The 12,179-nt window shown below is 69.7% G+C and carries 9 protein-coding genes and 1 tRNA gene; 4 read left to right on the forward strand and 6 right to left on the reverse strand.

The window, feature by feature from the left end; translation table 11 throughout:
- The 4 genes from RIF93_RS03465 to RIF93_RS03480 form a co-directional block, all read right to left on the reverse strand.
- Nucleotides 1–321 (reverse strand): LptA/OstA family protein (locus RIF93_RS03465; protein WP_309088485.1); only part of this gene is annotated, 321 nt, incomplete at its 3' end.
- An 11-nt stretch (nt 322–332) separates the two neighbouring features.
- Nucleotides 333–965 (reverse strand): LPS export ABC transporter periplasmic protein LptC, encoded by a 633-nt coding sequence (gene lptC, locus RIF93_RS03470; RefSeq protein WP_309088487.1) that lies wholly within the window; start codon nt 963–965, stop codon nt 333–335.
- Between the two features lie 13 nt (nt 966–978).
- Nucleotides 979–1,596 carry a ribonuclease D gene (locus RIF93_RS03475; protein ID WP_309088489.1) on the reverse strand — a complete coding sequence of 206 codons (618 nt, stop codon included), beginning with the start codon at nt 1,594–1,596 and terminating at the stop codon, nt 979–981.
- Nucleotides 1,597–1,646: 50 nt separating this feature from the next.
- A tRNA-Leu gene (locus RIF93_RS03480) sits at nt 1,647–1,732 on the reverse strand.
- A gap of 132 nt (nt 1,733–1,864) precedes the next feature.
- Here RIF93_RS03480 and RIF93_RS03485 point away from each other — a divergent pair.
- A complete protein-coding gene (locus tag RIF93_RS03485) occupies nt 1,865–2,842 on the forward strand; it encodes a complex I NDUFA9 subunit family protein (protein ID WP_309088490.1) in 978 nt (325 codons plus the stop codon).
- A 3-nt stretch (nt 2,843–2,845) separates the two neighbouring features.
- On the opposite strand, the gene RIF93_RS03490 is transcribed toward RIF93_RS03485, so the two are convergent.
- On the reverse strand, nt 2,846–3,649 hold the full coding sequence (locus RIF93_RS03490; RefSeq protein WP_309088492.1) for an undecaprenyl-diphosphate phosphatase: 804 nt from the start codon (nt 3,647–3,649) through the stop codon (nt 2,846–2,848).
- Nucleotides 3,650–3,859: 210 nt separating this feature from the next.
- Between RIF93_RS03490 and RIF93_RS03495 the strand changes: the two genes are divergently transcribed.
- Together RIF93_RS03495 and gltB are read left to right on the forward strand one after the other, a co-directional pair.
- On the forward strand, nt 3,860–5,305 hold the full coding sequence (locus tag RIF93_RS03495) for an NAD(P)-dependent oxidoreductase (protein ID WP_309088493.1): 1,446 nt from the start codon (nt 3,860–3,862) through the stop codon (nt 5,303–5,305).
- A gap of 5 nt (nt 5,306–5,310) precedes the next feature.
- Nucleotides 5,311–9,858, forward strand: a complete 4,548-nt coding sequence (gene gltB / locus RIF93_RS03500) for a glutamate synthase large subunit (protein WP_309088495.1) — start codon at nt 5,311–5,313, stop codon at nt 9,856–9,858.
- On the opposite strand, the gene RIF93_RS03505 is transcribed toward gltB, so the two are convergent.
- Nucleotides 9,855–11,018, reverse strand: coding sequence for a citrate synthase (locus tag RIF93_RS03505; protein WP_309088497.1), 1,164 nt, complete (start codon nt 11,016–11,018; stop codon nt 9,855–9,857). The genes gltB and RIF93_RS03505 overlap by 4 nt on opposite strands.
- Before the next feature lie 80 nt (nt 11,019–11,098).
- Between RIF93_RS03505 and RIF93_RS03510 the strand changes: the two genes are divergently transcribed.
- Nucleotides 11,099–12,172 (forward strand): citrate synthase/methylcitrate synthase, encoded by a 1,074-nt coding sequence (locus RIF93_RS03510; protein ID WP_309088499.1) that lies wholly within the window; start codon nt 11,099–11,101, stop codon nt 12,170–12,172.
- Nucleotides 12,173–12,179: the final 7 nt, after the last annotated feature.

The following is a 12,179-nucleotide window of genomic DNA, read 5'->3' on the forward strand; positions in this document are numbered from 1 at the left end:
GCGCACCCTCTGCTGGGGAGTCACATAGTAGACGCCGCCCTCGGCTTCCAGGCGCCGCAGCTCGCCGCAGCTGCCGGCCGAGCCGGGCTTGCTCCGCGCCTTGCTCATGAACATGCGCATCACATTGGCCCGCAGTCGGGTGTCGCCCTGCAGCGCTTCGGCATTGCCGCGCCAGACCGAGATGCACTCGCTCTGCTGGACCTCGAGTTCGTCGGCGGTCACGTCGATCGGCCCGTCCGAATTGCGCGACAGCTGGGCGGCGGCAGGCGCCGCGGCCGCGAGCGTGGCGGCGAAGGCCAGGATGGAGGCGTAAGACTTCATGACTGCCAGTTCTATTCTTCTTTGCCCGGTTCCAGGCGCGCGCGCACACCGCCCTTGAAGACCATGCGATCGCCTTTGCCGTAAACGCCATAGGACTTCGCGGTGATTTCTCCAAGGCCACCCGAGCCCTGAATGGGGCCTGAACCGACGAGTTCGCCGGTCTTGGTGTCGAACAGCGAAGAAGCGGTCTGGAACGCGTTCTTTGGATCGGCCATCTGGACGCCGCCGGACAGCTGCAGCTTGCCGGTCGCCTCGTGGAACACGCCGTCCGCGCCGTTCAGGCGCAGCTGGTCGGCCCCCCCCTCGTCCAGGATCAGGGCCGGCCGCTTCAGCAGGACGCGCTGGTAGTCCTTGCTGTCGCGCACCGCCGAGTCGGCCGTAAGCACGAACGCGCGACCCTTGTCGTCGCGGCCGACGAATCGCGGATTGACCAGCCGGATCGGCTCGTCGCCGCCGGCCGCCTCGCGAGGCTGGGCCCGGAACGTGGACCACGCCACGCTGCCGGCCAGCCCCAGAAAAATCAGCACGATCAGCGCCGGCAGCAGGATCCGCAGCAGCCGGATCAGGCGCGAGCGCCGACGCCACCGCTCGAAATCGGCGCGGCGGGCCGGATGGGCAGCAAACGATGCGTCGGACGCCGTCATGGCGACCTCTTCTTCACGAGTGGGCGAAGATGTCGACGTCTTCCCAGCCGGCGACGTCGAGCACCGCGCGGTGCGGGAGGAAATCGAAACAGGCCTTGGCGAGCGCGTCACGGCGCTCGCGGACCAGCATCTCCTGGAGCCGTTCGCGCAGCGCATGCAGGTGCAGCACGTCCGAAGCGGCGTAGGCGATCTGGTCGTCCGAAAGCTGGGCCGCGCCCCAGTCCGAGCTCTGCTGGGCCTTCGAGAGATCGACGCCGAGGAGCTCCTTGACGATGTCCTTCAGGCCGTGGCGGTCGGTGTAGGTGCGGGCGATCTTGGAAGCGATCTTGGTGCAGTAGACGGGCTGGGTCACCACCCCAAGGTGCAGCCAGAACATGGCGATATCGAAGCGGCCGAAGTGGAAGATCTTCGTCACCGACGGATCGGTCAGCAGCCGCTTCAGATTGGGCGCGTCGTAGGTCGTGCGGTCCAGCTTCACGAGGTGGGCGTCGCCGCCGCCGTCGGACAGCTGCACGACGCAAAGCGGATCGCGGCCCAGCCGCAGGCCCATGGTCTCGGAATCGATGGCGACGAACGATGCGCCCGCGAGCGCATCGGCCGGAAGGTCCCCTTCGTGAACGTAGGTGGTCACCGCCTTCAGACTCCGACGCCGTTTGCTCCACCCCCGCTAAATCGAAGGGGTGGTGCCCAGGAGAGGACTCGAACCTCCACGGCTATTAACCACTGGTACCTGAAACCAGCGCGTCTACCAATTCCGCCACCTGGGCCCGGTCCGTCGGATCGGGAGGCGGCTACATATGGCGCCGCCCGGGGCAGGTCAACGGCGATTGCGAGCCCGCGTCGCATCGTCTAATCCGGCGGCTCCTCAAGCCTGCACATTTCTTCGACCGGCGGATCCAATGCAGAACCTCGTCACCGTCTTCGGCGGCTCCGGCTTCGTCGGCAACCAGGCCGTCCGCCAGCTCGCCCGGGCTGGCTGGCGCGTCCGGGTGGCCGTGCGCAACCCGAACCTGGGCTACCGCATGCGCCTCTTGGGCGACGTCGGCCAGATCGATGTGGTGCAAGCCAACGTCCGCGACGAAGCCTCGGTGCGCCGGGCGCTCGAAGGCGCAACCGCTTCGGTGAACCTGGTGGCGGTGCTTTACGAAACCGGCCGCCAGAAGTTTCAGGCGCTGCACGTGGACGGCGCGCGCACGGTGGCGCAGGCGGCGCAGGACCTGGGCGTGACCCGCGTCGTCCAGATGTCGGCGCTGGGAGCCGCGCCGGATGCGCCTTCAGCCTACGCTCGCACCAAGGCCGAGGGCGAGGCGGTCGTGCGCCAGATCCGGCCCGACGCCGTGATCTTGCGCCCCTCCATCGTCTTCGGTCCCGAAGACCGCTTCTTCAACAAGTTCGCTCAGATGGCCTCGTTCTCGCCGGCCCTGCCGCTGATCGGCGGCGGCGAGACCCGTTTCCAGCCTGTCTTCGTCGGCGACGTCGGCAAGGCGATCGCCCGCGTGGTCACCGACAGCGATGCGGCGGGCCAAACCTATGAGTTGGGCGGCGCGGCGGAGTTCAGCTTCCGCCAACTGATGGAGATGATGCTGGCCGAGACGGGCCAGCGCCGTCTGCTGCTACCGGTGCCGTTCGCGGCCGCCGGTCCGTTGGGAGCACTCGGCGACCTGATCGCAGGCATCGTGGCGCCGCCCATCACTTCCGACCAGGTGCAGAGCCTGCGGGCCGACAACGTGGTCAGCGGCCAGTATCCGGGCCTGCCGGAGCTGGGCCTCACCCCCACCACGCTGGAAGCGGTTCTGCCGACCTATCTCTATCGGTATCGCAAGGGCGGCCAGTACGCCGACCAGGAAGCCCGCGCCGTCGCCGGCGGCCGGGCCTAGGCTCTAGGTCAGGGCGAGGATCGCCAGGCCGGTCCCGCCGATCGCGATCCGCAGCCAGCCGAAGGGGGCGAAGCCCCGGCGAGTGACGACGGCCAGCATCGCCTTGATGACCACCACCGCCACGATGAAGGCGGTGACGAAGCCGATGCCCAGCAGTTCCAACCGGCCGGCCGCGGCCAACTGTTCGCGGCTCTCCCAGGCGTCGAGGACGAACGCCCCCAGCATGGTCGGGATCGCCAGGAAGAAGGTGAACTCGGCGGCAGCCCGCTTCTCCACCTTCATCAGCATGGCGCCCACGATCGTCGATCCCGAGCGCGAGGTGCCCGGGATCATCGACAGCACCTGGAAGAGGCCGATGGCGAGCGCGGTCTTCAGCGTGAGCTTCGTTGGGTCGTCCTGGGTCGGAGCCGGCGCATAGCGATCGATGAACAGCAACACGACGCCGCCGATGATCAGGGAAATGCACTGGACGGTTGGGCTGTCGAACAGCACCGCCTTGATGAAGTCGTGCAGCAGGAGGCCCAGGACCACCGAGGGCAGAAAGGCGATGATGATCGTCAGGGCGAACCGCCGGCTGTCGGGGTTGGTCGGCAGGGTGACCACCGCACCCCAGAGCTTCTGGAAGTAGAGCACCACGACCGCGAGGATGGCGCCGAGCTGGATCATCACCGCGAAGGTGTTCCAGAAGGGGTCGGTCAGCCCCATGCCCTGCTTGGCCAGCAGCATCATCCCCGTCGAGGAGACCGGGATGAACTCGGTCAGTCCCTCGATGATCCCCAGAATGACGGCATAGACCCAGTCCGGCACGGCGCGCTCCAACGGTCGAAAGGCTGAACCAAAGGGCGGCACTATGGTGAAGAAGAAGTTCATCTCAAAAGTGGACTACTCTGAATCCCGCAGCGCTTCAGAGTGCCTGGAAGCAGCTCCCGATCGATTCTGATGGTCCCAATTGTGGATGATCGTCTTTGCGCACCGCCTCCGCCCCTCTAAATGCGCGACTTCGGAGGAGGCGCCCCCATGGCCGAGCGCATGCTGAAGTTCACCGTGACCCCCAGGTCGACGCCTCAGAAGCGTCCGGCCGAGGCGCGTGCGCGCGACTTCCACGAGATCTACGCCGACTTCATCGACGCCAAGGCGTCCGAGCAGGCGTCACGCTGCTCCCAGTGCGGCGTGCCCTTCTGCCAGACCCACTGCCCGCTCCATAACAACATCCCCGACTGGCTGCGGATGACCGCCGAGGGTCGGCTGGAGGAGGCCTATGCGCTGTCGCAGGCTACCAACTCCATGCCCGAGATCTGCGGCCGCATCTGCCCGCAGGACCGGCTGTGCGAAGGTAACTGCGTCATCGAGCAGTCGGGCCACGGGACCGTCACCATCGGCGCCGTCGAACGCTACCTGAGCGACAAGGCCTGGGAGCAGGGCTGGGTCCGGCCGCTCACGGCCGGCGCCGACCGCGGCCAGTCCGTCGGCGTTGTGGGCGCGGGGCCTGCGGGCCTGGCCGCCGCCGAGCGGCTGGTCGAGCTGGGCTACAAGGTGACGGTCTACGATCGGCACGACCGGGCGGGCGGCCTGCTGATCTACGGCATCCCGGGCTTCAAGCTGGAGAAGGACGTCGTCGAGCGCCGGACGAAGCGACTGGCCGACGGGGGCGTCGAATTCCGGCTGAATTTCGAGGTGGGCCGCGACGCCACCCTGGCCGAGCTGAAGCAGCGCCACGACAGCCTGCTGGTGGCGACGGGCGTCTACGCCGCCCGGGACCTGACCGTGCCTGGCGCGGGCTCTGAGGGCGTGGTCCCGGCGCTCGAATACCTCATTGCGTCCAACCGCAAGACGCTCGGCGACCACGTGCCGGACTACGACTCCGGCCGGCTGAATGCCGCTGGCAAGCACGTCGTCGTGGTCGGTGGCGGCGACACCGCCATGGACTGCGTCCGCACGGCCATCCGCCAGGGCGCGGCCGAGGTCACCTGCCTCTACCGGCGCGACAAGGCCAACATGCCGGGCTCGGTCCGGGAGGTCAGCCACGCCGAGGAGGAAGGCGTGATCTTCGAATGGCTGGCGGCGCCGAAGTCGATCACCGGCGAGGCCATGGCCGCCGCGGGCGTTCGCGCCGCGCGCATGCGCCTGGGCCCGCCTGACGCCTCGGGCCGCCAGAGCCCGGAAGAGGTGGAAGGCGCGGACTTCGAGCTGAAGGCCGACCTGGTCATCAAGGCCCTAGGCTTCGATCCCGAGGACCTGCCGGCCGCCTTCCAGGCCGACGAGCTGGCGGTGACCCGCTGGGGCACGCTGAAGACCGACTTCCGCTCGATGATGACCTCGATCCCCGGCGTGTTCGCCGCCGGCGACATCGTCCGCGGCGCCAGCCTCGTCGTCTGGGCTATCCGCGACGGCCGCGACGCCGCCGAAGCCATCCACCGCTACCTGACCGCCCACGCCAGCGCCGCCCTCATGGCGGCGGAGTGACGCCGATGACCGACATCCTGACCCGCTACGAGACCGATCGGCAGCGCCTGCTCGAGGCCAACGGCGGCTACGACATCACCGCCCAGCACGACGCCTGCGGCGTGGGCCTGGTCTGCGCCATCGACGGCAAGCCGCGCCGGGAGGTGGTCGAGCTGGCCATCCGCGCGCTGAAGGCCGTCTGGCACCGCGGCGCCGTCGACGCCGATGGCAAGACCGGCGACGGCGCGGGCGTGCTCGTCTCGGTCCCGCAGGACTTCTTCGCCGCCCACGTCGAGCGCATCGGCCATCAGGTGAAGCCGGGCCCCATCGCGGTCGGCCAGGTCTTCCTGCCGCGCACCGACCTCGCCTCGCAGGAGGCCGCCCGGACCATCGTGGAGAGCGAGGCCCTGCGCTTCGGCTTCTACATCTACGGCTGGCGGCAGGTGCCGGTGGATACCTCGGTGATCGGCGAGAAGGCCAACGCCACCCGCCCCGAGATCGAGCAGATCATGCTCTCGCCGCCGAAGGGCCTGGAAGGCGAGGCGCTGGAGCGCGCCCTCTTCCTGTGCCGCAAGCGGATCGAGAAGCGCGTGGCTCAGGCCAACATCCAGCACTTCTACATCTGCTCGCTCTCGGCTCGGTCGCTGATCTACAAGGGCATGTTCCTGGCCGAGCACATCGACACGTTCTACCCGGACCTGACCGATCCGCGGTTCATGGCCGCGGTGGCCATCTTCCACCAGCGCTACTCCACCAACACCTTCCCCGAGTGGCGCCTGGCCCAGCCGTTCCGCATGCTCGCCCACAACGGCGAGATCAACACGCTGAAGGGCAACACCAACTGGATGAAGTCGCACGAGATCCGCATGGCGGCCTCGGCGTTCGGCGACTACCAGGACGACATCAAACCGGTGATCCAGCCGGGCGGCTCGGACAGCGCGGCGCTGGACAACACCTTCGAGGTGCTCGTGCGCGCCGGCCGCGACGCGCCCATGGCCAAGACCCTGCTGATCCCTGAGGCGTGGAACACGCGCTCCGAGGCCCAGATGAAGGCCAGCCACCGGGCCCTGTACGCCTACTGCAACGCGGTGATGGAGCCGTGGGACGGCCCGGCCGCCATGTGCGCCACCGACGGCCGGTGGGTGGTGGCCGGCAAGGACCGCAACGGCCTGCGGCCGTTGCGCGTCGCCGAGACCAGCGACGGCCTGCTGATCGTGGGCTCGGAAGCCGGCATGTGCCGGGTCGAGGAAGCCCGCATCGTCAAGAAGTCCCACATCGAACCCGGCCGCATGCTGGCCGTCGACCTGGTGGGCGGCCGCCTCTACGACGAGGAAGCCATCATCGACCGGCTGGCCAACCAGCACCCCTACGACAAGTGGCTCGGCAACATGGTCGAGCTGGAGGAGAAGATCGGCCCCGGCCCCGAGCCGCGCCTATTCCCCCGCGAGGAGCTGGTGCGCCGCCAGGCGGCCGCCGGGCTCACGCTGGAAGACCTCGAGCTGATCCTCGCGCCCATGGTCGAGGAGGCCAAGGAAGCCGTAGGCTCGATGGGCGACGACACGCCCCTGGCAGTGCTCTCGGATGAGTACCGGCCGCTCAGCCACTTCTTCCGCCAGAACTTCAGCCAGGTGACCAATCCGCCGATCGACAGCCTGCGCGAGACGGCGGTGATGAGCCTGAAGACCCGGTTCAAGAACCTGGGCAACGTGCTGGCCGAGGACGAGACCCAGACCGACGTGTTCGTCCTGAACTCGCCGGTGCTGACCACGGGCATGTACGAGCGCGTCATCGGCGTGATTGGCGAGAAGAACATCGCCGAGATCGACTGCACCATGCCGATCCCGGCTTCGGAATCGAGGCCGGGCGATGCGCTTCGCGCCAACATCGATCGCATTCGCGCCGAGGCCGAAGAGGCCGCCCTGCGCGGCTGCTCGACCATCGTGCTGACCGACACGGCGACGGGTCCCGACCGCGTGGCCCTGCCGATGATCCTGGCGACCGGCGGCGTGCACGCCTGGCTCGTGGCCAAGGGCCTGCGCAGCTACGTCTCGATCATCGTCCGCTCGGCCGAGTGCCTGGACACCCACTACTTCGCGGTGCTGGTCGGCGTCGGCGCTACGGCGGTGAACGCCTACCTGGCCCAGGAGAGCTTCCTGGACCGGCAGGAGCGCGGCCTGACGGGCGAGCTCACGCTGCGCGACCTGTGCCTGAACCACAAGAAGGCCATCGAGGGCGGCCTGCTGAAGATCATCTCGAAGATGGGCATCAGCGTCATCTCCTCGTACCGCGGCGGCTACAACTTCGAGGCCGTGGGCCTGTCGCGCAGCCTGGTGGCCGAGTTCTTCCCTGGGATGCCGTCGCGCATTTCGGGCATTGGCCTCGCCGGTCTGGAAGCCAAGGCGGTCGAGCTGCACCGCCGGGCCTGGAATCCGGCGGCGCTCAGCCTGCCGGTCGGCGGCTTCTACAAAGCCCGCCGCGCAGGCGAGGCGCACGCGTTCGAGGCCCGCTCGATCCACACCCTGCAGAGCGCCTGCGACCGCGGCGACTACCAGCTCTACAAGCGCTACTCCGAGGCGCTGAAGGCCATGCCGCAGATCCAGCTGCGCGACCTTCTGGAATGGCGCAACGACGTGAACGCGCCGGTTCGGCTGGACGAGGTCGAAAGCGTCAACGAGATCCGCAAGCGGTTCGTCACCCCTGGTATGAGCCTGGGCGCGCTCAGCCCGGAGGCGCACGGCGTGCTCAACATCGCCATGAACCGCATCGGCGCGAAGTCGGTGTCCGGCGAAGGCGGCGAGGACCGCGCCCGCTACAAGCCGTTGCCCAACGGGGACAACCCGAACTCGGCGGTCAAGCAGATCGCGTCGGGCCGCTTCGGCGTCACGGCCGAGTACCTGAACCAGTGCCGTGAGATCGAGATCAAGGTCAGCCAGGGCGCCAAGCCCGGCGAAGGCGGGCAGCTGCCCGGCTTCAAGGTCACCGAGATGATCGCCCGGCTGCGGCACGCCACGCCCGGCGTGATGCTGATCAGCCCGCCGCCGCACCACGACATCTATTCGATCGAGGACCTGGCCCAGCTCATCTACGACCTGAAGCAGATCAACCCCGACGCCCGCGTGACCGTGAAGCTGGTCGCCATGACCGGCATCGGCGCGATCGCGGCGGGCGTGGCCAAGGCCAAGGCCGACATCATCCTGATCTCGGGCAACGTCGGCGGCACCGGCGCCTCGCCCCAGACCTCGATCAAGTACGCCGGCGCGCCGTGGGAAATGGGCCTCTCGGAAGCCCACCAGGTGCTGACGCTGAACAACCTGCGCCACTTCGTGCGCCTGCGGACCGATGGCGGCATCCGCACCGGCCGCGACGTGGTGATCGCCGCGATGCTGGGCGCCGAGGAGTTCGGCATCGGCACGGCCAGCCTGATCGCCATGGGCTGCATCATGGTCCGCCAGTGCCACTCCAACACCTGCCCGGTGGGCGTGTGCACCCAGGACGAGGCCCTGCGCGGCAAGTTCACCGGCAGCCCGGAGAAGGTGATCAACCTCTTCACCTTCATCGCCGAGGAGGTCCGCGAGATCCTGGCCCAACTGGGCGCGCGCAGCCTGCAGGACATCGTCGGGCGCACCGACCTCCTCATGCAGGTCAGCCGCGGCGGCGAGCATCTGGATGACCTCGACCTCAACCCCCTGCTGGTGAAGGCCGACCCGGGGCTCAACAAGCCCTACTGCACCATGACCGGCCGCAACGAGGTGCCGGACACGCTCGACGCCCAGATCGTCCGCGACGCGGCCCCGCTGCTCGAGCGCGGCGAGAAGATGCAACTGACCTACACGGTGGCGAACACCGCCCGCGCGATCGGCACCCGGACCAGCTCGCACATCGTGCGCAAGTTCGGCATGGACGGCCTGGCGCCCGGCCACCTGACGGTCCAGCTGAAAGGCTCGGCCGGCCAGAGCCTCGGCGCCTTCGCCGTCCAAGGGCTCCGGCTGGAGGTCACCGGCGAGGCCAACGACTATGTCGGCAAGGGTCTTTCGGGCGCAACGATCGTCGTGCGGCCGTCGCCGCACATCGCCGGGCGGGCCCGCGAGAATGCGATCATCGGCAACACCGTGCTGTACGGCGCGACCTCGGGCCGGCTGTTCGCCGCGGGCTTGGCCGGTGAGCGCTTCGCGGTCCGCAACTCGGGCGCCACGACGGTGGTCGAGGGCTGCGGCGCCAATGGCCTGGAGTACATGACCGGCGGCACAGCTGTGATCCTCGGCCGCGTCGGCTTCAACTTCGCGGCCGGCATGACCGGCGGCATGGCCTTCGTCTACGACGAGGACGGCGAGTTCCAGATGTCGCTGAACGCCGAGAGCGTCGTCACCTGCCGGGTGTCGAGCGCCCACTGGCAGGGCGTGCTGAAGGCCCTCGTCGAAGAACACGCCCGCGAGACCGGCTCGGTGCTGGCCCAGGACCTGTTGCGGAACTGGGACGTAGCGCTGGGCAAGTTCTGGCAGGTGTGCCCGAAGGAGATGGTCGGCCGCCTGGACCATGCCCTCGAAGCCGAGGAAGCGGTCCACCTGCGCGCCTAGGCGAACTCCGGCTCCGGTCCTACGTAGCGCGCGCGGGGCCGGATCAGGGCGTCGGACTGGCCCTGCTCGATGGCATGGGCGATCCAGCCGGCGCAGCGCGCGACGCTGAAGAGGGCGAACGGGGCGTCCTGCGGCAGCCGCAGCGCCTCGCAGGCCGCCACCAGGGCGAAGTCGATGTTGGCCGGGAGTCCGGCGGCGGCCTGCACCGCCTGCTGCAGCGCGGCCAGGGCCGGCGGCGGCGAGAACCGCTCCAGTAGCGCTGCGGCCCGCGGGTCGCCGTCCGGATAGAGCGGGTGGCCGAAGCCCGGCAGCGCGCGGTCGTCCTCGAGCCTGCGCCGGATCGCCTCGGCCGGCCCCGCCTGGGCCGCCTCGCCCGCGAAGGTGCGCACTGCCGCCGTCGCCCCGCCGTGACGCGGGCCCGAGAGGGTCGCGAGCCCCGCCAGGGCCGCAGCCGCCAGTGAGGCGCCCGTCGAGGCCGCCACCCGCGCCGCAAAGGCCGAGGCGTTCAGCTCGTGGTCGGCCACCAGCACGAGGATCCGCCGGATCAGGTCGGCGCCAGCACCGCCGGGCCCTTGGCCCCAGGCCAGCGCCAGCCGGTTGTGGATCGCCCCGCCGCCCACCTCGCCGGCGATGGCGTCGGTCAGCACGTCGAGCAGGGTCGCCGCCTCCACGGCGAGCGCCAGCGGCGCCCGGCCCCGCGCCGGCGGATCCACCGCCGCGCGTGCGGCGAGCACCGCGAACGCGCGGCTACGCATGTCGGCGCCCGAGGGCGGCAGCGGCCTGTCCGTGCGTTTCAGCGCCGCGCCGTGGCCGCCCCGCAGCAGCCGGGCTACGGCCTCTAGCGTCTCGGTCTCCGCCAGCCGGATCGCGTCGCGCCCGCGGTAGAACAGCCGCCCACCCGCGACCGTCGTGATCTCGGAGGCCAGCACCGGCTCGCCCCAGTGGATCGCACCCGCCGCCACGTCGGAGATGCGGCGGCTGCGCGCCTTGCGCTCGGCCAGGGCGGCGATGTCGGCCGCGCGATAGAGGCTGCGGCGCGGGTCCTTGGGGTCGGCCCGCACCTGCACCCGGCCGCGGCTCACATAGGCGTAGAGCGTTTGCGGCCGCACGCCTAAGCGGGCCTGGGCGTCCTCGGCGGCGATCCAATCACGATGCGGCATATGTTGATTGCATTGATCAAGATTGACCGGATCAACTTGAGGGCAAATCTGGCGCCCAGCAACAGCTTTGGAGGTAAGCGATGTCCGACGGACTGGAAGACGTGGTCGCCGCCCACACCGTGCTGTCCGAGGTGGATGGCCAGGCCGGACGAATGGTGATCCGGGGGCGCTCGCTGGACGACCTGGCCGGCCGCGCAACCTACGAGGACGTGGTCGGCCTGCTGTTCTCCGGCTTCTACGCGGACCTTCCCGCCGACATCCGCGCCGCCCTGGGCCGCGCCCGGGCCGAGGTGTTCGCCGAGGTCGCGGCCCTCGACACCGGCCTCCTGGACCGCTCGCCGGTGGAAGCCGTGCGCGCCCTGTTGGCCCGCCTCCCGGATGGCGACGACGCGGAGACAGCCTTCCGCCTGCTGGCGGCGCCGGCGGTGTTCACCGCCGCCGTCGTCCGGGCCCAGGCCGGAGAGGCGCCGGTCGCGCCCGATCCGGCGCTGCGGCACAGCGCTGATACGCTGCGGATGCTGCGCGGCGCCCACGCGTCCAAGGCCGAGGCCGATGCGCTCGACACCTACCTGGTCACCGTCAGCGATCACGGCCTCAACGCCTCGACCTTCGCCGCCCGGGTGGTGGCCTCCACCCGCGCCGGCCTGACCTCGGCGGTGCTGGCCGGGATCAGCGCCCTGAAGGGCCCGTTGCACGGCGGCGCGCCCGGTCCTGTGATCGAGATGCTGGATGAGATCGGCGAACCCGCGAACGCGCGGGCCTGGATCGAGGCGGCGCTGGACCGCGGCGACCGGCTGATGGGCTTCGGCCACCGCATCTATCGCGTCCGCGACCCGCGCGCCGATGCGCTCAAGGGCGCGGTGCGCTGGCTGGACGCTCGGCAGGGGCGGCTGGAGTTCGCTGAGGCCGTCGAGGCCGCGGCGCTCGCCATCCTGGCCGAGCGCAAGCCGAACCGGCCGCTGGACACCAACGTCGAGTTCTACACGGCCCTGCTGCTGGAGGCCCTGCAGTTCCCGCCCAGCGCCTTCACCTGCGTCTTCGCCATGGGCCGCGTCGCCGGCTGGCTGGCCCACGCCCGCGAACAATTGGCCGGCGGCCGGCTGATCCGCCCGCAGTCGGTGTACGTGGGGCCGATGCCGCAGAAGGCGGCATAGCGACCTT

The sequence above is a fragment of the Phenylobacterium sp. genome (assembly GCF_031181185.1).
Taxonomy (GTDB): Bacteria; Pseudomonadota; Alphaproteobacteria; order Caulobacterales; family Caulobacteraceae; genus Phenylobacterium.